Annotated in this window: 27 protein-coding genes; 16 read left to right on the forward strand and 11 right to left on the reverse strand. The window is 74.1% G+C overall.

All coding sequences use genetic code 11. The annotated features are described in order from the left end of the window. The first annotated feature begins 166 nt into the window (after positions 1-166). From ACI79K_RS00005 to ACI79K_RS00015, 3 genes are read left to right on the forward strand one after another with little or no spacing between them, the layout of a single operon-like run. Positions 167-700: a GNAT family N-acetyltransferase gene (locus ACI79K_RS00005; RefSeq protein WP_456598551.1), complete on the forward strand. Its 534-nt coding sequence runs from the start codon at positions 167-169 to the stop codon at positions 698-700. Continuing rightward, entirely contained in the window at positions 700-1,353 is a 654-nt protein-coding gene (locus tag ACI79K_RS00010; RefSeq protein WP_456598552.1) for a GNAT family N-acetyltransferase, read from the forward strand. Before ACI79K_RS00005 ends, ACI79K_RS00010 begins: the two co-directional genes overlap by 1 nt. Further along, the gene (locus tag ACI79K_RS00015; protein ID WP_456598553.1) at positions 1,350-1,913 is read left to right on the forward strand and encodes a hypothetical protein; all 564 of its coding nucleotides are present in this window, start codon (positions 1,350-1,352) and stop codon (positions 1,911-1,913) included. Before ACI79K_RS00010 ends, ACI79K_RS00015 begins: the two co-directional genes overlap by 4 nt. A 63-nt stretch (positions 1,914-1,976) precedes the next feature. On the opposite strand, the gene ACI79K_RS00020 is transcribed toward ACI79K_RS00015, so the two are convergent. Beyond that, positions 1,977-2,129: a hypothetical protein gene (locus tag ACI79K_RS00020; protein WP_456598554.1), complete on the reverse strand. Its 153-nt coding sequence runs from the start codon at positions 2,127-2,129 to the stop codon at positions 1,977-1,979. A 265-nt stretch (positions 2,130-2,394) separates the two neighbouring features. Here ACI79K_RS00020 and wrbA point away from each other — a divergent pair, with 265 nt between their 5' ends. From wrbA to ACI79K_RS00035, 3 genes are all read left to right on the forward strand, one after another. Then, complete coding sequence (wrbA, locus tag ACI79K_RS00025) at positions 2,395-2,997, forward strand: NAD(P)H:quinone oxidoreductase (protein ID WP_456568071.1); 603 nt, start codon at positions 2,395-2,397, stop codon at positions 2,995-2,997. A 533-nt stretch (positions 2,998-3,530) separates the two neighbouring features. Then, the gene (locus tag ACI79K_RS00030) at positions 3,531-3,722 is read left to right on the forward strand and encodes a hypothetical protein (protein ID WP_456590963.1); all 192 of its coding nucleotides are present in this window, start codon (positions 3,531-3,533) and stop codon (positions 3,720-3,722) included. A gap of 160 nt (positions 3,723-3,882) precedes the next feature. Continuing rightward, entirely contained in the window at positions 3,883-4,980 is a 1,098-nt protein-coding gene (locus tag ACI79K_RS00035) for a hypothetical protein (protein ID WP_456598555.1), read from the forward strand. 4 nt (positions 4,981-4,984) lie between these two features. On the opposite strand, the gene ACI79K_RS00040 is transcribed toward ACI79K_RS00035, so the two are convergent. The 4 genes from ACI79K_RS00040 to ACI79K_RS00055 form a co-directional block, all read right to left on the reverse strand. Next, complete coding sequence (locus ACI79K_RS00040; protein WP_456590965.1) at positions 4,985-5,164, reverse strand: hypothetical protein; 180 nt, start codon at positions 5,162-5,164, stop codon at positions 4,985-4,987. Positions 5,165-5,373: 209 nt separating this feature from the next. Then, positions 5,374-5,799: a hypothetical protein gene (locus ACI79K_RS00045; protein ID WP_456590966.1), complete on the reverse strand. Its 426-nt coding sequence runs from the start codon at positions 5,797-5,799 to the stop codon at positions 5,374-5,376. Positions 5,800-6,125: 326 nt separating this feature from the next. After that, positions 6,126-6,770 (reverse strand): response regulator, encoded by a 645-nt coding sequence (locus ACI79K_RS00050; RefSeq protein WP_456590967.1) that lies wholly within the window; start codon positions 6,768-6,770, stop codon positions 6,126-6,128. Then, a complete protein-coding gene (locus tag ACI79K_RS00055; RefSeq protein ID WP_456590968.1) occupies positions 6,767-7,867 on the reverse strand; it encodes a sensor histidine kinase in 1,101 nt (366 codons plus the stop codon). Before ACI79K_RS00055 ends, ACI79K_RS00050 begins: the two co-directional genes overlap by 4 nt. Before the next feature lie 111 nt (positions 7,868-7,978). Here ACI79K_RS00055 and ACI79K_RS00060 point away from each other — a divergent pair, with 111 nt between their 5' ends. Together ACI79K_RS00060 and ACI79K_RS00065 are read left to right on the forward strand one after the other, a co-directional pair. After that, positions 7,979-8,716 (forward strand): ABC transporter ATP-binding protein, encoded by a 738-nt coding sequence (locus ACI79K_RS00060; protein WP_456590969.1) that lies wholly within the window; start codon positions 7,979-7,981, stop codon positions 8,714-8,716. Continuing rightward, positions 8,713-9,486 carry an ABC transporter permease gene (locus tag ACI79K_RS00065; protein ID WP_456598556.1) on the forward strand — a complete coding sequence of 258 codons (774 nt, stop codon included), beginning with the start codon at positions 8,713-8,715 and terminating at the stop codon, positions 9,484-9,486. Before ACI79K_RS00060 ends, ACI79K_RS00065 begins: the two co-directional genes overlap by 4 nt. Positions 9,487-9,573: 87 nt before the next feature. Here ACI79K_RS00065 and ACI79K_RS00070 read toward each other — a convergent pair whose 3' ends face one another. Further along, the gene (locus tag ACI79K_RS00070; protein ID WP_456596503.1) at positions 9,574-10,440 is read right to left on the reverse strand and encodes a DUF368 domain-containing protein; all 867 of its coding nucleotides are present in this window, start codon (positions 10,438-10,440) and stop codon (positions 9,574-9,576) included. Between the two features lie 273 nt (positions 10,441-10,713). Between ACI79K_RS00070 and ACI79K_RS00075 the strand changes: the two genes are divergently transcribed. The 3 genes from ACI79K_RS00075 (at position 10,714) to sigB (ending at position 13,143) form a co-directional block, all read left to right on the forward strand. Continuing rightward, positions 10,714-11,244 carry a DUF421 domain-containing protein gene (locus ACI79K_RS00075; protein WP_456598557.1) on the forward strand — a complete coding sequence of 177 codons (531 nt, stop codon included), beginning with the start codon at positions 10,714-10,716 and terminating at the stop codon, positions 11,242-11,244. A gap of 211 nt (positions 11,245-11,455) precedes the next feature. Beyond that, complete coding sequence (gene dtd / locus ACI79K_RS00080) at positions 11,456-11,875, forward strand: D-aminoacyl-tRNA deacylase (protein ID WP_456590972.1); 420 nt, start codon at positions 11,456-11,458, stop codon at positions 11,873-11,875. A 281-nt stretch (positions 11,876-12,156) separates the two neighbouring features. Beyond that, complete coding sequence (gene sigB / locus ACI79K_RS00085; protein WP_456596402.1) at positions 12,157-13,143, forward strand: RNA polymerase sigma factor SigB; 987 nt, start codon at positions 12,157-12,159, stop codon at positions 13,141-13,143. 198 nt (positions 13,144-13,341) lie between these two features. On the opposite strand, the gene ACI79K_RS00090 is transcribed toward sigB, so the two are convergent. Together ACI79K_RS00090 and ACI79K_RS00095 are read right to left on the reverse strand one after the other, a co-directional pair. Then, positions 13,342-16,095, reverse strand: coding sequence for a bifunctional acetate--CoA ligase family protein/GNAT family N-acetyltransferase (locus ACI79K_RS00090; RefSeq protein WP_456598558.1), 2,754 nt, complete (start codon positions 16,093-16,095; stop codon positions 13,342-13,344). Further along, positions 16,088-17,269 (reverse strand): acetoin utilization protein AcuC, encoded by a 1,182-nt coding sequence (locus ACI79K_RS00095; protein ID WP_456590975.1) that lies wholly within the window; start codon positions 17,267-17,269, stop codon positions 16,088-16,090. Before ACI79K_RS00095 ends, ACI79K_RS00090 begins: the two co-directional genes overlap by 8 nt. Positions 17,270-17,424: 155 nt before the next feature. On the opposite strand from ACI79K_RS00095, the gene ACI79K_RS00100 reads away from it, so the two are divergent. The 3 genes from ACI79K_RS00100 (at position 17,425) to ACI79K_RS00110 (ending at position 20,632) form a co-directional block, all read left to right on the forward strand. Then, on the forward strand, positions 17,425-18,150 hold the full coding sequence (locus ACI79K_RS00100) for a metal-dependent transcriptional regulator (protein ID WP_456590976.1): 726 nt from the start codon (positions 17,425-17,427) through the stop codon (positions 18,148-18,150). Positions 18,151-18,174: 24 nt separating this feature from the next. Beyond that, a complete protein-coding gene (locus ACI79K_RS00105; protein ID WP_456590977.1) occupies positions 18,175-18,483 on the forward strand; it encodes a hypothetical protein in 309 nt (102 codons plus the stop codon). 70 nt (positions 18,484-18,553) lie between these two features. Beyond that, a complete protein-coding gene (locus tag ACI79K_RS00110; RefSeq protein ID WP_456598559.1) occupies positions 18,554-20,632 on the forward strand; it encodes a S9 family peptidase in 2,079 nt (692 codons plus the stop codon). 15 nt (positions 20,633-20,647) lie between these two features. Here the strand turns inward: ACI79K_RS00110 and ACI79K_RS00115 are convergent, their stop codons facing one another. The 3 genes from ACI79K_RS00115 to ACI79K_RS00125 all read right to left on the reverse strand — a co-directional run bounded on the left by ACI79K_RS00115 (position 20,648) and on the right by ACI79K_RS00125 (position 23,159). Next, positions 20,648-21,745 (reverse strand): DUF4192 domain-containing protein, encoded by a 1,098-nt coding sequence (locus tag ACI79K_RS00115; RefSeq protein WP_456598560.1) that lies wholly within the window; start codon positions 21,743-21,745, stop codon positions 20,648-20,650. Positions 21,746-22,061: 316 nt separating this feature from the next. Then, entirely contained in the window at positions 22,062-22,829 is a 768-nt protein-coding gene (locus ACI79K_RS00120) for a hypothetical protein (RefSeq protein WP_456598561.1), read from the reverse strand. Between the two features lie 36 nt (positions 22,830-22,865). Then, on the reverse strand, positions 22,866-23,159 hold the full coding sequence (locus ACI79K_RS00125) for a Dabb family protein (RefSeq protein ID WP_456598562.1): 294 nt from the start codon (positions 23,157-23,159) through the stop codon (positions 22,866-22,868). A gap of 94 nt (positions 23,160-23,253) precedes the next feature. Here ACI79K_RS00125 and ACI79K_RS00130 point away from each other — a divergent pair, with 94 nt between their 5' ends. Together ACI79K_RS00130 and ACI79K_RS00135 are read left to right on the forward strand one after the other, a co-directional pair. After that, complete coding sequence (locus ACI79K_RS00130; protein ID WP_456598563.1) at positions 23,254-24,507, forward strand: glycosyltransferase family 4 protein; 1,254 nt, start codon at positions 23,254-23,256, stop codon at positions 24,505-24,507. Continuing rightward, complete coding sequence (locus tag ACI79K_RS00135; RefSeq protein WP_456590983.1) at positions 24,501-25,268, forward strand: class I SAM-dependent methyltransferase; 768 nt, start codon at positions 24,501-24,503, stop codon at positions 25,266-25,268. Before ACI79K_RS00130 ends, ACI79K_RS00135 begins: the two co-directional genes overlap by 7 nt. Positions 25,269-25,271 lie beyond the last annotated feature (3 nt).

The following is a 25,271-nucleotide window of genomic DNA, read 5'->3' on the forward strand; positions in this document are numbered from 1 at the left end:
CCCCCCCCCCCCCCCCCCCCCCCCCCCCCCCCCCCCCCCCCCCCCCCCCCCCCCCCCCCCCCCCCCCCCCCCCCCCCCCCCCCCCCCCCCCCCCCCCCCCCCCCGCCACCACTCCACCGCAGCCCGTCCCCCTCCAACCGGTCCCCGCCACCTCCAGGAGCCGACCATGCCCCACCCGCCCGCGGCCGACCTCAGCGCCCCCGCCGCAGCGCCCCCACACGTCGCGATCCGGCGGGCCGCACCTGCCGACGCCGCCGCCGTCGCCGCGATGGCCGGCGAGATCGCCGCCCACGAGGACCAGAGCGCACACGTGCACGTCGATGTGGAGAAGTGGCGCCGGATGCTCGACCGCCCCGATGTCATCGTGCTGCTCGCCGAGCGCGCCGGACAGGCCGTCGGCTACGTCTCCGCCCTTCGCCAGCTGCACCTGTGGACCGGCGGCGACGTGCTCAACCTCGACGACCTCTACGTCCGCCCCGGCCACCGCGACGCCGGCGTCGGCCGCCATCTCATGGCCGCCCTCGCCGCTCTTGCCGCGCCCGAACAGCTGCTCATCCGCTGGGGCATGGAGGTCGACAACGCCGACGCCCAGCGCTTCTACCGCCGCCTCGGCGCCACCCTGCGGCCCAAGGTGCTCGCCGCCTGGACTCCCGCCGCCTACCGCCACCTCGCGTCCGCCCGCCCCCAGCCGGAGAACTGATGAGGCTCCACCTACGCCCCGCCACGGCCGGCGACCTCCCGGCCGCGGCCGCGCTCCTCGCTGACGCCTTCACCGACTACCCCTGGACCCGCTGGACCGTCGCCGCCGACGACCACGACCGACGGCTGACCGCGCTGCAGGAGCTGTACCTCACCGCCGTCGCCCTGCCCTACGGGCACGTCGATCTCGGCTACACCGCCGAGCGCCTGACGACGGTCGCCGTCTGGCTGCCCGGCACCGCCATCCCCGACCAGGTGTGGCGTGAGATCGGGGCGACGGTCGCCGACCTGGCCGGTGACCGCGCGGCCACGGCCGCCGCAGCCGACGCCGTGCTCGGCCCGCACCGGCCCGGCGGCGCACATCTCCTGCTGGCCAGCGTCGGCGTGGACAGGAGCCACCAGGGGCGGGGCATGGGAGCCGTCGCCCTCGCACCGGGGCTCGCCCGCGCCGATCGATACGGGCTGCCGGTGCACCTGGAGACCAGCGCGGCGCGCAACGTGCGCTTCTACCAGCGCCTCGGTTTCACGGTGACCGACGTCGTCGACCTGCCCGACGGTGGTCCACGCACCTGGCTGATGCACCGTGCGCCACGCCCGGCCGACGCGGGCCCTGCTGCCACCGGGACGGCGGCTGGAGCGGAGCCCATCAGGTGAGCGGGTTGCTGATCGCCCTCATCGTGGCCTGCGAGGTCGGCTTCTGGTGCCTGCTCGGCGCCGGCCTGGTCACCCGCTACCTCCTGCGCCTGCGCCGCACCAGCGCGGTCCTGCTGGCCGGCGCCCCGGTGCTCGACCTGGTCCTGCTCATCGCCTCCTTCCTCGACCTCCGCTCGGGCAGCACAGCCGGCGCCGCGCACGGGCTCGCCGCCGTCTACATCGGCTTCTCCGTGGCGTTCGGGCCGCTCACCCTGCGGTGGGCCGATCAGCGCTTCGCCCACGGCTTCGCAGGCGGCCCGCCACCCGCGCGCCCCCCGGAGTACGGGCAGGCACGCGCTCGCCACGAGTGGAAGCTGTGGGCCCGCGCGCTCGCCGGGTGGGCGGTCGCCTGCAGCCTGCTCGGCCTGGCCGTCCTCTCCGCCGACGATGCCGCGCGCACGGCGCACCTGGCCGGCTGGATCAACGGGCTCACCGCCGGCGTCATCATCTGGGCGCTGGCCTGGCCGCTGCCCTACACCTTCTGGCCGAAGACCCACCGTTCACGATGCCCCACCTCGTGACCGGTGCACGATCGGCCGGTCCACCGGCACCGCCGACCGGTTCACGAGCCACTTCGGGAACGGTCACTGCTTCGTCGACGCATGTGCTGCCAGCAGCATCCCGATCAGCAGCGCGAGCGGGTCGCGGCTCAGCAGCTCGTCGGCGGCGTCGTCCTGGGCGATGCAGAGGGTCGGCACACCCGAGATGGTGCCGTAGAGCGATCCCGTGGCAATCACCACCGAGCACCGCGGGCCGTATGGTTCCGCCGGTGGACGATGTGCCTGCCAGAGAGCTCGTTCCAGGTTTTGTGAACGAGCGCTGACTTCCGGCTTCGCTCTACCCCGGTCACCACCACGCCGTCCGCATCCTGGGCGCCGGGCGCCACTTCCCGACATGCATAACGAGCCGGCGCGCGGTAGCGTCGCAACAGTAGTTGAGCATTCAATGAGATACGCCGACTGCTGCCCGTCATGTCCGAACCAACGCGCTACAGGGAGACCCGTGCCCAACATCGCTGTCGTCTACTACTCGTCGACCGGGAACGTCCACCAGCTCGCCGCCGCTGTTGCTGACGGCGCCCGCGAAGCCGGGGCCGAGGTTCGCCTGCGTCGAGTCCCCGAGCTGGCTCCCGAGGAGGCCATCGACTCCAACCCGCTCTGGCGCGCCCACGTGGACACCACCGCCGATCAGGTCGAGGTGGCCACGCCGGCGGACCTCGAGTGGGCCGACGGCTACGCCTTGGGCACGCCGACCCGATTCGGCACCCCTGCAGCCCAGATGAAGCAGTTCATCGACACCCTCGGTGGGCTCTGGTTCACCGGGAAGCTGGCCAACAAGGGCGCCACCGCCTTCACGAGCGCGCAGAACGTCCACGGCGGCCAGGAGTCGACGATCCTGACACTGTTCAACGTGTTCTCCCACTTCGGGGCGGTCATCGTGCCGCCCGGCTACACCGACCCCCTGCTGTTCGAGGCCGGCGGGAACCCCTACGGCGTCTCCAACGCCTCGGGCGGCCAGGCGGCGACCGCCAACCAGGCCGAGCTGGCCGCGGCCCGCTACCAGGGCCGCCGCCTCGCCGAGGTGACCGCCAAGCTCGTCGCCTGACATGGATCACGGTTCCTGGGGCTGCTCCGCGGACTCGCCCCAGGAACCGGCCAGATCCAAGATCCCGGCGCTACCGCCGCAAGGTCGCCAGCGCCTCTCCCGCCCATACGGCACGGAGCGCGAACTCCACCCCGTCACGGGTCACCGGGCGCGTCGGCTGCCGCCCTTCCAGGGGCCACGCGGGTAGCGAGGGACTCTCGCGCCGCGGCCGCTCCGCGGGAAGCCGCGGTCAGAACCGGCCCTCCTCGTCGCGGCGGGCGAACTGCAGTCGACTTCTTCAGCTGCTTCGTCGACGCATGTGCTGGTCCAGCAGCCTCCCGGCCAGCAGGGCGAGGGCGTCCCGGCCGAGCAGCTCGTCGGCGGCGGCGTCCCGGGCGATGCGGAGGGTCGGCACGCTCGCGAATCCAGCCACGGGTCAGCGGGACGCCCTCCTGGCGACCGCGCTCCTCCACGACCGCAGTGCGCCGGAGCGAGACGCCGCCCAGGGCCCGGCCCCGTGACGGCGTGGTGCCGCCGCCCCTAGCCTGGAGCAGATGCAGTGGCCACGGTGGGACAGCTCGGCACGCTGGTGGCTGATGGCTGCGGCCGTCGTCATGGGCGCAGCCGCGGCTGTCGCGGAGCTCTGGTGGACGACCGCCGGCATGGCCGTCCTCGTCGTCGGTCACCTCGCCGCCCTCGTCCGCCAGCGTCGTCGAGAAGCCGGCGAGGATCGCCCGGGCCAGTGAGCCCAGCCGGACGCACCCGCTCTGCGAGCGTCGACCCGCAACCGCAGCGCACGTGCCCGGCTCCGCCGCGCAGCACCCGCGCCTCCCCCGGTGCCCTCCACCCCGAGGGGACGCCCCGGTGGGCTCCGCAGGGAGTCGCGGACCGCGAGAGGATCGGGAGATGCCGCGCCGTCCAGCTCTCCGGGCCACCCTGGCGCTGGTGCTGGTCACGACCGTGCTCGCCGTCGCGGGGCTGGTGTGCCACCCGGCACTGCGCGCGACCGCGAAGGCCGTGTTCGTGCTCGACAGCGCGCTCGACGGGCCGCTCCCCCGGCCGTGGGCGCCACCGGTCGAGCGCAGCGAGCAGCAGTTGGGGGACGTGGTCGTCGACCGCTACTCGCCCGCTGCTGTCGCGCCGCCGGTCCTCGTGGTGCCCGGTGCGGCCCCCGCCGGGCGGGACGACGAGCGTGTCGTGTCCCTGGCCTCGTCGCTCGCCGCCGCGGGGCGGGAGGTGGTGGTCCCCGAGCTGAGCCTCTACGGGCAGGTGCTGGACGTCGACGACCTCGACCGGGTGGTGGAGGTGGCCGCGGAGCTCTGCCGCGGTGGCGATGAGCTGGTGCTCCTCGGGTTCTCCTACGGCGGGTCCCTCGCCCTGGTCGCGGCCGCCGACGAGCGCGTGGCCGGCTGCATCGACCTGGTCGCGACCTTCGGCGCCTACGCCGACCTGGTCGGGGTCCTCCAGGCGGCGGTGACCGGGGTCTCTGTCGTGGACAGTGAGGTGCACCCGTGGCAGGGCTCCGACGAGTCCGTCGTCCGCACGGTGCTCCAAGACGCGGCGACGCAGCTGGTGCCCGAGGATCAACGGGAGCCGCTGCGCCGCGCGCTCGAGCGGCGCGATCCGAGCGGTCTGCCCGCCGCCGCGCGCCACGTCTACCGCATGGCGACCACCGACGACCCGATGCTGGTGGCCGACCTCGCCCGGAGCCTCCCGCCGCCCGGGGACGCCCTCGTGGAGACGTTCTCCCCCGTCGACGTCGCCGACGACGTCGAGGCCGACGTGCTGGCCGCACACGCCCTCGACGACCCGGCCGTACCGGTCGCGGAACTCGTGCGCCTCCAGCGGGCCTTCCCCGAGGCGGAGGTGGCGGCTGTTCGTTCCTTCGAGCACGTCGACCTGGCCACGGACGCCGACCTCGGCGCCCTCCTCAGCGATCTGGTGACCGCGTGGGGATTCGTGCAGGGCGTGCTGCGGGCGCAGGAGGACTGGCCCTGGGACTAGGGGCTCAGGGCGCGACCTCGTCGACCAGGTCCTCCGCGGCCCTGTGCGTGCGCCGCAGCAGCACCTCGCCGCCGGCCCAGAGCGCCCCGAGGCCCGCGACGATCAGGACCCACGGCGGATCGGGCCACTCGATGATCGACTGCACGTGGCGGTGCAAACCCAGGACCAGGCCGGCGAGGTGCACGAAGGGCAGGAGGAAGAAGGGCTCGTCTCGATCGCCGCTCCATCGGGGTCGTCCGGCGGCAGGGTCGTGACCGGGGTGACATGTCGCGGACGAGGCGACGAGGCAACGCGGTTCCGCCGTCCCTAGCCCGGGGCCGTGCGCAGGATGCGACCGGAGAGGGCGTCCCGCGACTCCCGGGACGGTCTGCACGGGTGGACCGGCGGCGGAGGCTAGTCCGAGACCTCGCGGGCGTCCTCGTCACCGGAGGAGACGAGGAGCCGCTCGGCGAACGCTGCTTCCAGGCTCTCGGTGAGCAGGTAGACCACCCCGCCGAGGAACGGCGCCAGCGCCCAGACGGCGACGTGCGAGAAGAAGGCGCTCAGCAACGCCGCGGCGCCCAGGCCGACGAGCACGGACAGGATGTTGAGACTGGTGCCGAGCGCCAGGGTCTGGGTGGGGTGCTGGGGCATCGGCCGCCGGAAGCCGGCCGAGAGGAGGCCCTCGAGGAGGGTGAAGGACATGACCGCGCCCGCCGCGTAGAGGAAGATGCGCGGCAGGTCGGGCGGCCCCTGCGTCACCTGGCAGACCCCGAAGGTGACGGTGGCGAGGATGGAGAAGCCGAAGGTGGTGCTCTCCCGCCCGACCGTGCTGCGCATTCCCCGGACGACCGTGCTGCCCACGCTCTCCGTGTCCCTGTCCGTCGGCACGACATCCCCCTCGCAGTTCCGGTAGCGGCGTGCTCCGGTAGGCCCGGACCGCTGCGACTGCCCGCCATACCCAGACGCGCCGACCCATGCCTCCGGGGAGCGTCCGCGGCAGCCCCGCTACGGAGATGCGCCCCCACGCTCCTGCGCCGGCCGGGTGCAGCGCAGGCGGGCACCGTGCTGGAACTCGCTCGGCCACGGCCCGCACACGCCCGTGCGAATCACACGCCTGTCCCTCCCGGCCACCTCGGCCCCGCCCCGTTCTGCGGTTACGACGATCACGTGAGCAGTCCTTCGTGCAGGGCACGAAGGACTGCATTCGTCCGGTCGCGTGCGCCCAGCTTGAGCAGGATGGCCGAGACGTGGTTCTTCACCGTGCCCTCCACCAGGAACAGCGCCCCCGCGATCTCCCGGTTGGTACAGCCCTCGGCCATCAGCCGCAGGACCTCCAGCTCGCGGGTGGTCAGCGCCTGGACCGCCGGGGCACCGGCGTCAGCCGGTGGGGCCCCGGAGCGGACGGCCCGCAGCAGCCGATCGGTGATCGATGGGGAGATGAGCGTGCCACCCTCGGCCAGGGTGCGCACCGCATCGGTCAACTGCTCCAGGGTCACGTCCTTGAGCAGGTAGCCCCGCGCCCCGGCTCGGAGGGCTCCGAGCACCAGCGTGTCGTCGTCGAAGGTCGTCAGGACGAGCACAGGGATCTCGATACCGCGCTGGTGCAGCTGCTCCAGCGTCCAGATGCCGTCGTGGCGAGGCATGCGCAGGTCGAGGAGGACGACGTCTGGCGCCGTGGCCGCGATGACCTCCAGTGCCGACTGCCCGTCGTCTGCCTCGCCGACCACCGCCACCTCGGAGAGCTCCAGCAGTGTGCGGATGCCCTGGCGGACGAGGGTCTGGTCGTCCACCACCACGACCCGCGTCACGTCACCGGCGCCCGGGCGGTGACGCGAAAGCCCTCGCTCCCGTCGAAGGTCACGTCACCGCCCAGCGCCTCGAACCGCTCGGCGATCCCACGCAGCCCGTTGCCGGGCGTCGGTTCCCGCGCACCGCGTCCGTCGTCGACAGCGGTCAGGACGGCTCGGGAGCCCTCGGCACGCACCTCGATCCGGAGGGTGCGGGCACCGGCGTGCTTGATCGTGTTGGTCAGGATCTCCTGCACGGCACGGACGAACGCGGCGGTCTCCTCCTCGCCGGCGCGTACATCGCGGTCGACAGCGACGGAGACGTCGAGCCCCGGGATGTCCCGGGCCACCTGACGAAGCGCCTCGGCGAGATCCGGCGACTCGGTCCGCAGCCGGCCCACGGTGCTCCGGACGTCCGCCAGCAGGTCCCGCGCGACCCGGCCCGCTCGGTCGACGTGCTCGCGTGCCTGCTCACCTGGCCGGTGGCGTGCCGCCTCCAGCTCCAGGCTGAGGATGGTGAGCTGGTGCCCGATCAGGTCGTGCAGCTCGCGGGAGATCCGCACCCGTTCGGCCGTGCGCGCCGAGTCCGACAGCAGGACGGCGGCAGCCTGCAGGTCGATGTGCGCCTCGGTCAGCTCCCGCCGCATCCGCTGCTCGCGGATCATGGCCACCGAGCTCAGGACAGCGGCCAACTGGATCAGCAGGTAGAAGCCCGAGACGACGAGCACCTCGGGGGAGGCACCGTCCCGACCGGTGGAGTAGGCGAGAACGGCGGTGTTGAGCCCGACCAGGAGGATGCCGGCACCCAGCGGCGCGACGTGGACGCTCACGGCCGCGGTCACCACGAGGAGGACCGGCAGCAGCCCCACGTGGGGGGCGGCCAGGACGACCGACCAGGAGAGGACGACGGCCGTGGTGAGAGCCCCGTACCTGAGCGCAGCCGGTCGCTCGATGGCCACGGCGGACAGCAGCGTGACGATGAACCCGGCGAACAGCACGATCCACCAGCCACGGGGGATCGATGTCTCGGCGACTCCGAACAGCACCGGCCCGACGACCACGACGGTCACGACGAGCATGGCGAGGCCCGACCACTCCTCGGGTCCGAGTCGTCGCATACGAGGAGCCTAGGGGCCGCTCGAGAGCCGGCCAGGTGCCGGAAGTCATGGTCACAGCTCCTCACCATCGGCACAGGCGACCGGGCGCAGGCCGCACCTAGCGTCGCAGCCATGGGAACTGCAGCTCCGGTGATCGATGCCGAGGACCTGCACAAGCACTACGGCGACAGAGTGGTCGTCGGCGGTGTCACCTTGCGGGTCGACCGGGGCGAGGTGTTCGGCGTCCTCGGGATCAACGGCGCGGGCAAGACGACCCTGGTGGAGATGATCGCCGGGTTGCGCAGGCCCGACCGCGGACGGGTGAGTGTCCTCGGCCTCGACCCGCACCGCGACCGGGCCCAGGTGCGCCAGGTCCTGGGCGTCCAGCTGCAGCAGGCCCACTTGCACCACGCCCTGACGGTCGCCGAACTGCTGGCGCTCTACCGCACCTTCTACCCCCGCCCCCGGCCCGCCGAGGAGCTCCTGGAACTGGTCGGGCTGCGAGAGCACCGCGACGCGCGCTTCGAGAAACTCTCCGGCGGCCAGCAGCAGCGACTGTCCGTCGCCCTCGCGCTCGCCGGTCGCCCGCAGGTCGCGATCCTGGACGAACTCACGACGGGCCTCGACCCGCGGGCCAAGCGGGCGATGTGGCGGACGATCGAGCGCCTCCGCGACGAAGGCGTCACCATCCTGCTGGTCAGCCACGCGATGGAGGAGATCGAACGCCTCTGCGACCGCGTGGCCCTCCTCGAGAGCGGCCGCATCATCGCCGTCGACACACCCGGCGGCCTGGTGACCCGGGCAGGTGCCGACGACCTCGACGACGCGTTCGTCGCCCTGACCGGCAAGGAACTGGAGGACGACGGATGAGCACCGAGGCGACGATGCGGCGTCACCGCCCGGGCCTGACGTCGTGGCTGACCCTGATCACCTGCGAGGCCAAGATGGTCGCGCGCGACACCTCCGGCCTCGTCGTGCCGATCGTCGTGCCGCTGCTGATCCTGGTGATGAACGCCTCGGCGGCCGGCGACGAGGTCGTGACCAACGGGCGCACCGTCTTCGACGTCTTCGTCCTGCCACTGGTGTTCACGATCGTCGTCGCGACCATCGGGATCATCAACCTGCCGAGCTTCCTGGCCTACTACCGTCGCACCGGGATCCTGCGGCGCCTCGCGGTCACCCCGGCTTCGCCGGTCATGGTGCTCGCCGCACAGGTCGCCGTGGGCGTGTTCCAGGCACTCATCGGCATCGCACTCGCGCTCGCACTCGCGGTGGGCGTGCTCGACGCCAACCTCCCGGTGCGTCTCGGCGTTGCCACGGGCGTGCTCCTGCTGGCGATGGCCGCGATGTACGCCGTCGGCATGATCGTCGCGGCGACGGCGCCGACACCCAACTCCGCGGTCGCGATCGGACTCGTCACCTTCTTCGCCCTCGGCGCCCTCGGGGGGCTGTTCGGCGGCCGCGACTCCCTGCCGGACGCCCTCGCCCTCCTCGGCGAACGGCTCCCCTTCGGAGCAGCCGTGCAAGCCCTGTCCTCGGCCTGGGCCGGCGTCGCGGTCGACCCCCTCCATCTGCTGAGCCTGGGCGCGACGACGGTCGTAGGCGTAGTCCTCGCCGCTGCGCTCTTCCGCTGGGACTGACGCGGAGGCGCCTGGCCGCCTCCGACCAGCCGGCGCGGACGGGCACACCTGGCACTGGTCGGCTCGGGGATGCCCGCGAGACGGTCCTCAGCGGGGGTGGCTGTGCGGCCGCGCGCCCTCGGGCGCGGCCCGCCGTTCGACGTAGGCCTGGATGGCCACGAAGGCGGTGACCACGAGGCCGGCGCCGATGGCGAGGGCGAACATCGGCAGCCCACCGTCGTCCGGTGCCAGCAGGGTCCGCTCCTCGTCCTGCCACGGCCACAGCGCGCGCAGGCACCCCACCATGAGGCCGCTCATGATCGCCAGGGTCAGGGCGCGGTGCCGGTGGAGGGCTGCCTGCAGGGCCTTCACGAACATCCCCAGCCCGAGCGCCGCGCCCAGGGCGAAGGCGCCCACGTAGGCGAGATCGCGGTCGTTCACCGCGGCCAGGGTGGGCTGGTAGAGGCCCAGTGTCAGCAGGAGGAAGGAACCTGACAGCCCGGGCAGCACCAGCGCGCAGATCGCCACCGCCGCGGCGACGACGACCACCGCCAGGGGTGGGTCCACGTCACCTGCGGGCGGCAGGCCGGTGAGCACGAACGCCGCGACGGCGGCCAGCACCGCTGCGGCGACGTCGCGCGAGGACCAGCGCCCCACCATCCGGGCCGGCACGATGATCGAGAACAGCACCATCCCGAAGAAGACCGCGCGGGCGCCCACGGGGTGGTCGGTGATCACCGGCTCCAGGAGGCGGGCGGCGGCGAGGACGGCGAAGAGCATGCCGACGAGCACCGGGACGATGGTCGACCACTCCGCTCGGCCCACCTGCTCCCGGGCTCGCGCCCACTGGCCCGTCACGGCCAGCCGCAACGCGGTCACGACGTGCCCGGCACCGTCGATGAGCCGCTCGTAGACCCCCACGACGAGGGCGACCGTTCCCCCGCTGACCCCCGGCACGACCTCCGCGGCGCCCATGGCCACGCCGCGGAGGACGTGACCGGGGGCGGGAGGCAGGCGCGACGGCCGCTCGGGTGGGGCAGAACTCGCGTTCACTGGTGGGCGCACCAGGACGAAGTTACCGCCGACACCCTGGCGCGATGTGGTCGTCGACCGGTGCGCCGCGAAGGCGTCGTGCGACGGAGCTGCCCGCCCGGTCCCACCGTTCCCGGCTGGCGCGATCGAGGCCCTCCCGTTGAGGTGGTCATCGGCGTCGACAGTGGCGCCCTGACACCTCCGGAGGTCACCCGCGTGAACCAGACCCAGTTCCTCTGGGACGGCTGGGACCCGATCCTGCGCATCCTCCTGGTCGGCACCCTCGGCTACATCTGGCTGGTGCTGCTGCTGCGCGGCACCGGCCCCCGCAACATGGCCAAGATGACGCCGTTCGACTTCGTCATCACCGTGACGCTCGGCTCGGCGTTCGGCCGGGTGCTCACCGCCTCCGAGGTGCCGTTGTCGGAGGCGTTCGTGACGTTCGCGCTCCTCGTCGCGCTGCAGTGGCTGTTCGCCGCGGGGCGGGCGCGGTGGTCTGCCCTCAGGCGGCTGGTGGACCCCGGCCCGACGCTGCTGTTCCACGACGGGCAGCCGGTGGACCGCGCGCTGCGCCGGCACCGCATGATCGAGGCGGACCTGCACTCGGCGGCGCGGGAGAAGGGGTTCGGTTCACTGGACGACGTCGCGGCGGTGATCCTGCAGGCCGATGGCACGCTCGCCGTGGTCGGCGCGGGCAAGATGGGCGACGGCGCCTCGGTGCTCCCCTTCACCTCGACCGGGAGGTGACGACGACGGCGGCGCGCCGCCCAGGGTCGGCACCGGCCGTCGTCGTGGCCATGATCAGCTTCTCCCGGTCGGTGTGCCGCGACCGATCCGGCAGCACCATCGGCGCCGCGGCTGTGGCGGGGCTGTGCGCCGGCCCCGCCCTCCATGCGGGTCCGCAGGTCCCCGCCCGTCGTCGGCCGGGGCGCGGGAGAATGCCGAGGTGCGAGCGGTGGTGAGCCGGGTGAGTACAGCGGCTGTAACTGTGGACGGCGGAGTCGTGGGCGAGATCGGCCCCGGCTTGCTGTCACTGGTCGGAGTGGGCCGGGACGACGACGCGGACCGGGCACGCGCGATGGCGCGCAAGATCCACGAGCTGCGCATCTTCCCGGGGCCTGACGGCGCGGTGTCCGCGTCCGACCTCGGGCTGCCGCTCCTCGTCGTCAGCCAGTTCACGCTCTACGCCGACACGCGCAAGGGCCGCCGCCCGTCCTGGCAGGACGCCGCCCCGGGCGAGCTCGCCGAACCCCTCGTCGACGAGGTCGTGGCCGAACTGCGCCGCCGCGGCGCGACCGTGGCCACCGGGGTCTTCGGTGCCAGCATGCGGGTCTCGTCGGTCAACGAGGGGCCGATGACCCTCCTCCTGGAGGTCTGACCTGCGGAACCGCCCGGGGCCAAATGACATGACTGGGACCCCGCGGCCCCGGGTACCGAGGGGTGACCGAAGACACTCCCTGTCGGTTTGCTGTGAACGGCGGGTTAGCGGAACACGAACCCCCGTGGCGGCCGTTGTGCAGGGCGTACCACACCGGACAGAGAAGAGCGGGACCGGCCGGTGACCCCGTAGCCGTGGACCCGCTCCACGCCTGGACCGCACCGCCGCCCGACGACGCCCGGCAGGTGCATCCGAACCCAAGGCAAGGACGAAGACCCATCGTGACGCTGCTGCAGTCCTCCCCCACCGACACCCTGGACGTGCGCGCCCCCCGGCGGGAGCCCGACACCAGCGGCCTGGTCTCCACCGACCTCGTGCGCGTCTACCTCAACACGATCGGCAAGACCGCTCTGCTCACCGCGGAGCAGGAGGTGGAGCTGGCCAAGCGGATCGAGGCCGGGCTCTACGCCGAGCGCCTGCTCGCCGAGCAGGAGGGCCTCACCCCGGCCCGCAAGCGCGACTACAAGATCCTGGCGACCGACGGCAAGGCGGCCAAGGCGCACCTGCTGGAGGCCAACCTCCGGCTCGTCGTCTCGGTGGCCAAGCGCTACACCGGCCACGGCATGACGTTCCTGGACCTCATCCAGGAGGGCAACGTCGGCCTGATCCGTGCCGTCGAGAAGTTCGACTACACCAAGGGCTTCAAGTTCTCCACCTACGCCACCTGGTGGATCCGGCAGGCGATCACCCGCGCCATGGCCGACTCCGGGCGCACGATCCGGCTGCCCGTCCACCTGGCCGAGCAGGTCAACAAGGTCGTCCGGACCCGCCGGCGCATGCACCAGGAGCTGGAGCGCGAGCCCACCGCCGAGGAGCTGGGGCTGGAGCTCGACCTGCCCGAGGAGCGGATCACCGAGCTGCTCGAGTACAGCCGCGACCTGGTCAGCCTCGACCAGACCGTCGGCGCCGACGAGGAGTCCCGCCTGGGTGACTTCATCGAGGACGCCGACGCCGCCGTCGCGGAGGATGCCGTGGCCTTCCAGATGATGAAGGGCGATGTGCGCACCGTGCTCTCCACGCTGGAGGACCGCGAGCGGGACGTCGTCGTGCTGCGCTTCGGCCTCGACGGCGGCCAGCCCCGGACGCTGGAGCAGATCGGCAAGCAGTTCGGTCTCTCCCGCGAGCGGGTGCGCCAGATCGAGCGCGAGACGATGGCCAAGCTGCGCGACCCGCAGCGCGCCGACGCCCTGCGCGACTATCTCGCCTGAGCGATGACACTGTCGTCCTCCGGACGACACCACGGCCACGAGCCGTCCCCCGGCTGCGCTGAGCGTGTCCACGGACGTCCTGCCGGGAGCCTCCGGCCCCGCGCCAGGACGCCGTTGCGCGCAGAGCGGCTCACCTCGACGAGGTGACTGCCGGGCACGAGAGCCCGTCCCCGACTCCGGGGGCGGGCTCTCGGCGTCTCAGACCGGCGAGCGCATCCTCCTGGGCCCGGGGTCGACCCGGGCGGTGGGCGGACCGATGCGGGCGGTGCCGCCGGCCACCACGAGCGACCGGCCACCGTGCCACGGGTTCTTCGGACCCACGATGACCGGCTCCAGCTGCAGGTGCAGCACCTCGGGCAGGTCGTCGGCGAGGCGGGCCACCCGCAGCAGCAGGTCTTCCAGCGCCTCCACGTCGACCGGCTCCGCACCCCGGTAGCCGTCGAGCAAGGGCCAGGCGCGCGGCGCGCGGACGAGCTCGGCTGCGTCCAGGTCGGTCAGCGGCAGCGTTCGGTACGCCCGGTCGCCGAGCAGGTCGGTGGCCACGCCCCCGACGCCGAAGCTGACGAGCGCCCCGAACGACGGGTCGTCGACGATCTCGACCACGGTGGCGACACCGGGGGCGGCCATCTGCTGGACGATCACCGGATCGCCCGCCGGGATCGCGGCGTAACCGGCGCGGACGGCGTCGGCGTCGACGAGGTCGAGGCGCACCCCGCCGAGGTCGGACCGGTGCCGCAACCACGGCGCTGTGGACTTCAGGACGACGGGGTAGCCGATCTCGTCCGCGGCGGCGACGGCGTCCTCCGCGCTGGTCACCGTCCGCGTCGCGAGGACCGGGACGCCGTAGGCCCCGAGCAGCTCGATCAGCTCGTGGTCGACCAGCTCGCGCCCGCCGGCGCCCTCGGCGAGGACGCGGCGGACCAGGCCGCGGGCGGCGGCCTCGTCGACGTCGGGCAGGTCGGGCACCTCGCCGACCGGGCGGCGGCGCCATCGGCCGTACTCCACCACCTTGGCCAGCGCGATGACCGCCCGCTCGGGCGTGCTGTACGACGGCACCGAGCCGCGGGCGGGCATCCCGTGCTCGTCGAGCACCGCGAGCTCGGGCGGGATGCCCTCGGCGGAGAGGAAGCTGGCCACGATCGGCTTGCCCGACCCGGCCGAGACCTCACGCAGCGCCGGCCCGTACTCGGCCGACCCGGCCATCAGCGGCGGCAGGAACACCGCGATCACCGCGTCGACGCCCTCGTCGTCGACGGCGGCCTGCAGCGCGGCCCGGAACTCCTCGGGGCTGCCGGCGACCCCGATGTCCACCGGCGCGTCGTGCGCCAGCTCCATCCCCTCCTCGAGGACGGCGTCGGCGACGAGCACCCCGATGGCGGTCGAGTTGCCCACGACCGCGACCCGGGTCCCGGCGGGCACGGGCTGGTGGGCCAGCAGCGTGCCGACGTCGAACAGCTGCGCGACGGTCTCCACGCGGATCACCCCCGCCGAGGCGAACAGCGCCGCCACCGACTGCTCGGGCACGGCCACCGACGTGCCCGCGAGGCCCGGGGTGACCCCGACGTGCCGGCCGCTCTTCACCGCGACGACCGGCTTGGTGCGCCCGACGGTGCGGGCCAGCCGGGCGAACTTGCGGGGGTTCCCGAAGCTCTCCAGGTGCAGCAGCACCACCTCGGTGCCGGGGTCGGTGGACCAGTACTGCAGCAGGTCGTTGCCGCTGACGTCGGCGCGGTTGCCGGCGGAGACGAAGGTGGACAGCCCGATGCCCCGGCTGCGCGCCCGCTCGAGCAGCGCGACGCCGAGCGCGCCGGACTGGGCGAAGAACCCGACCCGGCCACGGCCGGGCACCATCGGCGCGAGGCTGGCGTTGAGCCGCACCTCCGGGTCGGTGTTGACCACGCCCAGGCAGTTGGGCCCGACCACCCGCATGCCCGATGCGCGGGCCGCGGCGACCAGCCGGCGTTCGGCCTCACGCCCCTCCGGCCCCGCCTCCCCGAAGCCGCCGGAGATCACGACCAGGCCGCGGACCCGCTTCCGGCGGCAGGCCTCCACCACACCGGCGACCTCGTCGGCGGGCACGGCCAGGATCGCCAGGTCGAGGTCGTCGGGGATGGACTCGATGTCGGCGTACGCCGGGACGCCGCGCACGTGCCGGGCGCCGGGGTTGACCGGGTAGACCGGCCCGGCGAACCCGTAGTCCAGCAGGTGCCGGAGCACCGCGTTGCCGATCTTGCCGGCGTCGTTGCTGGCGCCGACCACGGCCACCGAGGACGGCGTCAGCAGCCGGGCGATCGACCGCGACTCGCTGCGCTGCTCGCGCTCGTAGGCGACCGCGAGCGCGTCCTCCGTCTGCTCGATGGGGAAGGTCAGGTGGACGACGCCGTCCTCGTACGAGCGCTCGGCCTTGTACCCGGCGTCGCGGAAGACCCGCACCATCTTGCTGTTCTGCGCCAGCACCTCGGCGACGAAGCGCTTGATGCCCCGCTCCCGGCCGGCGGCGGCGAGGTGCTCGAGCAGCACCGAGCCCAGCCCCCGCCCCTGGTGGGCGTCCTCGACCAGGAAGGCCACCTCGGCGTCGTCGGTGCCGGGGTACCGGTCGTAGCGGCCGACGGCGACGACCTGGTCGCCCAGCAGCACGACGAAGGCGACCCGGTTGTCGTGGTCGACGTGGGTGAACCGATGCAGGTCGCGCTCGGACAGCCGCTTCATCGGCCCGAAGAACCGGTAGTAGCGGGTCTGGTCGCTGCTGCGCTCCATCAGCCCGTTGAGGCCGGCGGCGTCCTCGGGGCAGATCGGCCGCAGGTGCACCGTGCCGCCGTCGGCGGCGACGATGTCGGCCTCCCAGTGCGGCGGCGGCGTCGGGTTCTGCTGCTGCTCGTCGGGCGACCCCTCCCCAGGGGCCCGCTGCGAGCCTGCGAGCGGTGGGGGGGAGAGGGGTCCTTGTTCAGTCACGGGGGTCGTCCGGGTCGAGGCCGAAGTAGGGGAAGCTGGCACGACGGGTGCGCATGATCGCCCGGTCGACCCGGGACTCGGTGAAGGTGTCCCACCGGGAGAAGCCGGTGTACCCGCCCTCGGTCATGTGCGTGGGCGGTCGGGCGCGCAGGCCGCGGCGCAGCACGTCCTCGCGCCACGGCTCGGGGATCTCCGTGGCCGGGTCCAGCGTCGCGCCACCGGCCTCGGCGATCAGGTGGGTCCACGCTCGGGGCACGCAGCGCACCAGGCCGTACCCACCGCCACCGAGGGCGACCCAGCGCCCGTCGCAGATCTCGTGGGCCAGTTCGTGCATGGCCTTGTAGCTGGCGCGCTGCCCGTCGACGGTGAGCGCGAGGTCGGCCAGCGGGTCCTCGTGGTGGGCGTCGCACCCGCACTGGGTCACGATGATCTGCGGCGCGAAGGCCTTGAGCACGCTGGGCACGACGGCGGTGAACGCCCGCAGCCAGGACGAGTCGTCCGTGCCGTTGGGCAGCGCGAGGTTGACGGCGCTGCCCAGGGCCTTGCCGGGGTCGCCGGTCTCCTCCGGGAAACCGGTGCCCGGGAACAGCGTCAGCGGCGTCTGGTGGATGCTCACGGTGAGCACCCGGGGGTCCTCGTAGAACGCGGCCTGGACCCCGTCACCGTGGTGGACGTCGAGGTCGACGTAGGCGATCCGCTCGTACCCCTGGCCCAGCAGCCAGGCGATGGCGATGGCGGCGTCGTTGAAGATGCAGAAACCCGAGGCGGCCCCCCGCATCGCGTGGTGCAGGCCGCCGGAGATGTTCACCGCGTGCTGTGCGGCGCCGCTGTGCACCTGCTGGGCGGCGAGCACGCTGCCCCCGGTGATCAGCGCCGCGGCCTCGTACATCTCCGGGAAGATCGGGTTGTCCGGGGTGCCCAGACCGTGGCCGACGCCGGGATCGGCCGGCGCCTGGCGCACCGCCTCCAGGTACAGCGGGTCGTGGACCAGGGTGAGCAGGTCCTCGCCGGCCGGTTCCGGTGCGAGCACCCGCAGCCGGTCGCTGGACAGCAGGCCGAGGCCGTCGGCCAACCGCATCGTCAGGTCCAGCCGCACCGGGTGCAGCGGGTGGTCGCCTCCCATCGTGTAGCCGAGCAGCGCGTCGTCCCAGACGACGGCGACCGAGTCGCTCACGGCACCTCCCCACCGGCGCGCCCGCCCGGGCGCGGCGGCTCGGTCGCCGACGCTACCGGGTCCCGTGGTGACCGGTACCTCGGCGAGACCGCTCGCCGGGGGGCCGGTGACCGCCCTCCGGCCCCGTAGACTGGACGCCGACACGGAGGAGACCTGTGAACGACCTCATCGACACGACCGAGATGTACCTCCGGACGATCTTCGAGCTGGAGGAAGAGGGCATCGTCCCGCTCCGGGCCCGCATCGCCGAGCGCCTGCACCAGAGCGGTCCGACGGTGAGCCAGACGGTCGCCCGGATGGAGCGCGACGGCCTCCTGACCGTCGAGGGCGACCGGCACCTGCAGCTCTCCGAGGAGGGCCGCCAGCTGGCCACCGCGGTCATGCGCAAGCACCGGCTCGCGGAGTGCCTGCTCGTGGACGTGATCGGCCTGGACTACGCCGACGTCCACGAGGAGGCCTGCCGCTGGGAGCACGTGATGAGCGAGGCGGTCGAGCGCCGTCTGCTGTCCCTGCTCGGCAACCCCACCGTGTCGCCGTTCGGCAACCCGATCCCCGGGCTGGAGGCCCTGCGCGGCGACGAACCGCTGGGCGGTGAGACCTCCGCGGTCCTCGACTCCCTGACGCTGCTGTCGACCACCGCCTCGGCAGAGGGCCGGCCGGTGGTGATCCGCCGGATCAGCGAGCAGCTGCAGGAGAACGCCGAGCTGCTGCGTGCGCTGGCCGACCACGGGGTGCGCCCGGGCGTCACGATGACGGCCCAGCTGGTCGACGGATCGGTGAGCCTGGACGGGTACGTGCTGCCCGCCGGTGTCGCCCAGCACATGTTCGTGAGCGCCGTCGACGAGGAGCTGACCCCGCTCGAGGCCGCGCCGCGCCTCTGAGCCGACCGGATGCAGGAGGTGGGCGTGGACGAGCACGCGGCGACGGCTCCCCGGGCCGCCGAGGTGTTCCTCGCGCGGCTGCTGCCCCGGCCCGGCGGGGCGCTGCTGCACCGCCTGCGGGTGGCCGGGGCGTTCGCCTCCGGGCTCCTGTGGGGCCTGCTGCCCGCGCCGTCGGTGCATGACGTCGTGGTGACCCGACGGGACGACGGCAGGGAGGTGCTGCGCTTCCCGGCCGGTGACCCTTTCGCGGCCGGGGACATGCTGCGGGCGGTGGACACGGAGCTGGCGACGCTGGGCCCGGAGGAGTTCCTCCAGGCCTGGGACGTGCGCTGACGCACAGCGGGGCGCTGCCCGGCTCACTACGGTGAGGCGGTCCCCCGCTGCCGTGCGAGAGAAGGCCCTGGTGAGCTCGTCCGCTCCGGCACCCGCAGACACCTCCCCCGAGCCGGCACCCACGCCGTTCCACCGGCTGGCCGATTTCACCGCGTTGCCGCGGATCGGCGCCCTGGCGCTCTCTCCGGACGGGACCCGGCTGGCGGTCTCGCTGCAGACGCTGGACCGCGAGGGCAAGAAGTGGCAGTCGGCGGTGTGGGAGCTCGACCCGCGGGGTGCGCGGCCCGCCCGGCGGCTCACCCGCAGCGCGCCGGGCGAATCCGCCCCCGCCTGGGCGCCGGACGGCTCGCTGCTGTTCACCTCGGCCCGGCCCGACCCCGGCGCGGAGCCGGCGGCCGAGCCGAAGCCGTCGCTGTGGCGCCTCCCCGCCGAGGGAGGCGAGGCCCGGCCGGTGCTGGGACGCCCGGGGGGCATCGGCTCCTTCGTCGTCGCCGCCGGCAGCGGGGACGTCGTGGTCGTCTCCGCCACCATGCCCGGCGGCTCCGACCCGGACGCCGACGAGGAGCGGCGCAAGGCCCGGAGCGAGGCCGGGGTCTCGGCGATCCTGCACGAGGCGTACCCGGTGCGGTACTGGGACCACGACCTCGGACCGGCGGCTCCGCACCTGTTCTGGGCCGGGCAGCTCCCGACCGAGGAGCAGCCGGCCGGCAACCCGCCGGTGGAGCTGCGCGACCTGACCCCGGACGCGTCCCCGCCCAACGGGTCGGGCGACGACATCGCGCTCTCCCCCGACGGCCGCCTGCTGGCCCGGGCCGAGGAGGTGCCCGACGGGCCGGCCGGCCGGCGCACCCGGCTGGTGCTCACCGACACCGGCTCCGGCGACACGCGGGTGCTGGTGGACGACCCGCTGGCCGACGTCCACTCCGCGGCCTTCTCCCCGGACGGCGCCCGCCTGGTCTGCGTACGGGAGGCGATGTCCTCCTACGCCGAGCCGCCGGACTACACGTTGCTCCTGGTCGAGGTCGCCGACGGCTCCGCCCGGGAGCTGACCCCCGACTTCGACCGCTGGCCGAGCGCACCGCAGTTCGCCGCCGACGGCACCGCCGTCCACTTCCTCGCCGACGAGGACGGCCGGCACGCGATCTTCTGCGTACCCGTCGACGGCGGGGAGCCGGTGCGGCTCACCGCCGACGGCGCCTACAGCCACCTGCAGGTCGCCCGGGACGGCAGCGCGCTGTACGCCCTGCGGTCCGCGTACTACTCGCCGCCGCTGCCGGTCCGCCTGGACCCGACGGCCCCGATGCAGGACCCGGAGCCGCTGCCGAGCCCGGCGGCGATCGACCGGCTGCCCGGCAGCCTGCACGAGGTGGAGGCGACCGCGGCCGACGGCACCCGCGTGCAGTCGTGGCTGGTGCTACCCGACGGGGCCTCGGCGGAGGCACCGGCCCCGCTGGTGCTGTGGATCCACGGCGGCCCGCTGATGAGCTGGAACTCGTGGTCCTGGCGCTGGTGCCCGTGGGTGCTGGCGGCCCAGGGCTACGCGGTCCTCCTGCCCAACCCGGCGCTGTCCCAGGGCTTCGGCCAGGATTTCGTGCGCCGGGGCTGGGGCGAGTGGGGCGACACCCCCTACACCGACCTGATGGCGGCGGTGGACGCCGCGGAGCAGCGACCCGACGTCGACGCCGCACGGACGGCGGCGATGGGCGGCTCCTTCGGCGGCTACATGGCCAACTGGATCGCCACCCGGACCGACCGGTTCCGGGCGATCGTCACCCACGCCAGCCTGTGGAACCTCGAGCAGTTCACCGGCACCACCGACGCCGCGTACTACTGGGAGAAGGAGTGGGGTGACCCGTTCACCGAACCGCGGCGGTACGAGCAGAACTCCCCGCACCGCTACGTGGACCAGATCCGCACCCCGATGCTGGTCATCCACGGCGACAAGGACTACCGGGTGCCGATCGGTGAGGCACTGGCGCTCTGGTACGGCCTGCAGAAGCGCGGCGTCCCCTCGAAGTTCCTCTACTTCCCCGACGAGAACCACTGGGTGCTGACGCCGGGGAACAGCCGCCTCTGGTACGAGACCGTGCTCGCCTTCCTGGCCGAGCACGTGCGTGGCGAGCAGTGGCGGCGGCCCGAGCTGCTCTGAGGACCGGCGCACGGCTCACCCCGGCTGGCGGCTGCCGCCGTCGGTGCCAGCCCGCGCCAGCAGGTCGCGCAGCCCCGCCGGCGGCAGGCAGGCATCCAGGGCCTGGCGGAGCAGATGGGCCAGGCTGTACCCGGGATCGCCGTCCAGGGCCCGGTCGAGGGCGATGCCGGCCATCGCCCCGTCGCCGCGCAACCAGGCGCTGACCGCCAGCAGGGTGGCCGGGGCCGCGTCGAGCGGCGCGGGCAACCGCCGGGCGCACTCGGTCCAGAGCACCTCCGCCGCTGCGGCGTCGGCGCCGCGCGCCAGCTGCAGGGCGCGGTCGCGCACCTGCACGTCGCGCAGCGCCCAGGCCAGACCGGCCAGCTCGTCACCACCGAGCGGTCCCTCGCCGGACGGGCCCGGCCGGTACCGCGCGACCGCCCGCCGGACCGCGGCCCACGACTCCTCGGCCAGCGCCGCCCACCCCACCTCCCGGAGCCGGGCCGAGCGCTCCTCGGCGGCGCGGAGACAGGCGGCCCGCATGCCCCCACCCGGCCCGGGCGGCGAGGTGAGGCGCTCGGCCAGCGCCGCCCGGTCGGGGGCCACCACCTGCCCGGTGCTGATCGCGGCGGCCGCCAGCGCACTGACCCCGCCGGGCAGGGGCGTCCCCGCCGACGGTGCGCAGCAGGGGTGCGGGCAGTCGTAGGACCACCAGCGCCCGCGCCGGACGAGCAGCGCGTCGCGCGGGGCGATGCCGGTGGCGGCCAGGGCCAGGACGAGTTCGTGCACCAGCGTCCGGTGCGGCAGGACGCCGGCCGGCCCCTCCTCCGCGCCGCCCTGACCGGTGTCGTCGGGCGCCTCGGAGACCACCACGACCAGCGCGGCCGCGGGCCGGTCGCTGTGCAGGCTGTCGACCAGGAGCCGCGCGATCCCCGCGCCGTCGCCCGACGGGGGGAGGTCGCCCCGGACCGTGAGCCCGACCCGCCCGCCCGACGGGCCGCCCAGACCGATCAGCACGATCGACTCGGCCGGGTGGAAGCCCAGCAGGTGCGGTAGCGCAGCGGCCACCTCCCCGGGGTCGGAGAGCCGGATCTCCAGCTGGTCGGCGGGTTGCTGCGCGGTGGGCACGTCCATGCGGGCGACCCTGCTCGCGCCCGGGCCGCGGCGAGCGGCCCCGGGTCGATCTGTGGACGGCGACCGCTCCTGTGGACGCCTCAGCCCACCGGAGCGGGCAGGGCGCAACCGCCCGCGGAGCACGCCGTCCCGCCGCGGGTCCGGGACGACTCCGGGTGGGGGGCCTGGCGGAGCTCGTGCCCTGCCCACAGGGGCGGGCAGGGCACGAGCTCCGAGGCCGCTACCCGTGTCGCCCCCTCCCCCGGGACAGGGCAACCGCCGGGACGGCCCGGAGCGCCGGGCCGTCGTGGCATGGCCGGCGTGGCAGGCGGCCGGCTCAGCCCAGCGCGTCGGCCTGCGTCTCGTAGGCCTGCCGGAGCAGCTCGGCGAAGGGTGCCGGGTCGGCCGGTGTGGCGCCGGCGAGCCCGGTGTCCAGGGACACCAGGAGGAGCAGCCGGTCGTCGTCCTCCACCGCCCCGATCAGCGTCGGCACGGTCACCCGAGAACCGTCGGGGGCGGTGATCGCGGTCGTGTAGCGCACGAGGGCCGAGCCGTCACCCAGGTCGGCCACCGGGAGGTTCTCGAAGGAGACCGCCGCCTCACCGATCTGCGGGGAGGCGAGCTGCGCCTCGGGGCAGCGCTCGGCGGCGTCGGCCATCTGCGCGACGGCGCCGTCCAGCGGTCCGCCGCGCACCAGCATCTGCACCGTCGTCGCCGATCCGGTGGTCGCGCTCTGCGCGGCGACGTCCTCGAACGCCGCCAGATCGGGCTGGGTGCCGTCCACGGCGGCCCGGCAGCTGTCCGGGGTGATCTGCACGTCCGGCGCGGCGGCCGCGATGCCCGCGCCCAGGCGCAGCTGCTCCGGCGACACCGCCACCACGGTGGCGTCGGGACCGAAGGCGTCGGCGGGCAGCAGCCCAGAGGCCAGATCGGGCGCCTCCGTCGCCTGCGCGGCGGAGGCCTCCGCCGCCGAGGAGGCGGCCGCGGCGGTGCGGTCCGAGGCGTCCCCGCCGCCGCAGCCGGTCAGCAGCACGACGGCGGCCGCCCCGGCCAGCAGGGCGCCGGGACGACGGTGCCGGCCGGGGAGGCGCTGTGCGGAGGTCATGGCGAAGACGCGAGTCGGCGGGCACCGCACCGCCCCTCAGATCCGGTGCTGGATCGCCGTCCGCGAGGCCAGGATGGGCCGCACGTGGTCGGCGATGACCGCCAGGTGCACGGGGTCCTGCGCGTAGTGGCGGAAGGTTTCGACATCGGGGAACTCGGCGATCAGCACGGTGTCGGCGTTGCCGTCGACCAGGCCCGCGTCGTCGGCGACCACCAGCGACGTCATCCCGCCGACCGTGCGCCGCAGCCCGCGCAGCGCCTCGATGGTCTGCGCCCGCCGCTCGGCGTCGGCATCCGGGGACCAGGTGAAGAGCACGACGTGACGGATCATGCGGGAACTGTGCCAGGCCCGGCGTCGACCGGCCGGGTGGTCCGGCTACCGGCTGGTAGCCGTCGTCCGGTGCGCGATCGTTAGAGTCCGGTCCATGGGACGGTCGTTGCGCATTGCACTGCTGTCCTACCGCAGCAAGCCGCACGGCGGCGGCCAGGGCGTCTACGTCCGGGCGCTCTCCCGCGAGCTGCGCGAGCTCGGTCACCGTGTCGAGGTGCTCAGCGGTCAGCCCTACCCCGAGCTCGACCAGGGCGTGCCGCTCACCCGCGTGCCGAGCCTGGACCTCTACCGGGAGCCCGATCCCTTCCGCACCCCGCGCCCGTCGGAGATCCGCGACTGGCTCGACGTGGCGGAGTGGGCCACGATGTGCACCGCCGGCTTCCCCGAGCCGCTGACGTTCAGCCTGCGCGCCGCCCGCCACCTGCTGCCCCGGCGGGACGAGTTCGACGTGGTGCACGACAACCAGTCGCTGGGCTACGGCCTCCTCCGGCTGGTGCGGGCCGGCGTGCCCACGGTGGCGACGGTGCACCACCCGATCGCCATCGACCGCGACCTCGAGCTGGCCGCGGCCCCGACGCTGCGCCGCAAGCTCACCCTGCGGCGGTGGTACGCCTTCACCCGCATGCAGGCGCGGGTGGTCCAGCGGCTGGATGCCGTCACCACGGTGTCGGAGAACTCCCGCCGTGACATCGCCGCCCGCATGGGGCTGGCGCCGGAGCGGATGAGCGTCATCCCGGTGGGGATCGACCCCGACCAGTTCACCCCGCCGCCGGCCGGGCAGCCCCGTGAGCCCGACTCGATCCTCGCGGTCACCAGCGCCGACGTGCCGCTCAAGGGGCTGGTGCACCTGCTGGAGGCGCTGGCGAAGCTGCGCACGGAGCGACCCGTGCGGCTCACCGTCGTGGGCTCCGCCCGGCCCGGCGGTCCCGCCGAGGCGGCGCTGGACCGGCTGGGGCTGCGCGACGCCGTCCGCTTCACCGGCCCGGTGCCCGAGGCGGAGCTGACCCAGCTGTTCCAGCGGGCGAGCGTCGTGGCGATCCCCTCCCTCTACGAGGGGTTCTCGCTGCCTGCCGTGGAGGCCATGGCGTGCGCGACCCCGCTGGTGACCACCGACGCCGGGGCGCTGCCCGAGGTGGTCGGCACGAAGGCGGGGCTGCGGGTGCGCGCCGGTGACGTCGGCGAGCTGACCGCCGCCCTGCAGCTGGTGCTCGACTCCCCCTCGCTGGCCGAGCAGCTGGGGCGCGCCGGCCGCCGGCGGGTCCTGGACACCTACACCTGGCGGGCCACGGCCGCGCGCACCGCCGAGTGGTACGCCGAGACGCTGGACCGGAAGGGAACCCCGTGCTGACCGTCGACTACGACCGGCTCGACCTGCGCCCGGGGATGACCGTCCTCGACCTGGGCTGCGGCGAGGGGCGGCACGCCTTCGAGGCCTACCGCCGCGGCGCGCGCGTGGTCGCCGTCGACTGGGGCCGGCACGAGGTCGAGACGACGAAGCGCTGGCTCGGCGCGATCGCCGAGGCCGGCGAGGCCCCGGCCGGTGCGCGCTTCGAGGTGGTGCGCGGCGACCTGCTGCATCTGCCCTTCCCCGACGCGAGCGTCGACCGGGTGATGGCCTCGGAGGTGCTCGAGCACATCCCGGACGACGCCGCGGCGATGGCCGAGATAGTGCGCGTCCTCAAGCCCGGTGGCCGGGTGGCGGTGACCGTGCCGCGCTACGGCCCCGAGCGGGTGTGCTGGGCGCTGTCGGACGAGTACCACGCCAACGAGGGCGGCCACATCCGCATCTACCGCGGCGAGGTGCTGCGCGCCCGCCTGGCCACCGCCGGCCTGGTCCCGGGGGCGAGCCACCACGCGCACGCCCTCCACGCCCCGTACTGGTGGCTCAAGTGCGCCGTCGGTGTCGAGAAGGACACCGCCGCGGTCCGGGCCTACCACCGGCTGCTGGTCTGGGACCTCACCACGCGTCCCTGGCTCACCCGGGCGCTGGAGCGCGTCCTCGACCCGCTGATCGGCAAGAGCTTCGTCGTCTACGCCGACAAGCCGGCCGGGGCCGGCGCGGCCGCGGCGGCCGGGCTGGACCTGGAGCGGTCCGCTGCGGCCCGCTGACCG

The organism is Blastococcus sp. SYSU DS0616, assembly GCF_054051015.1.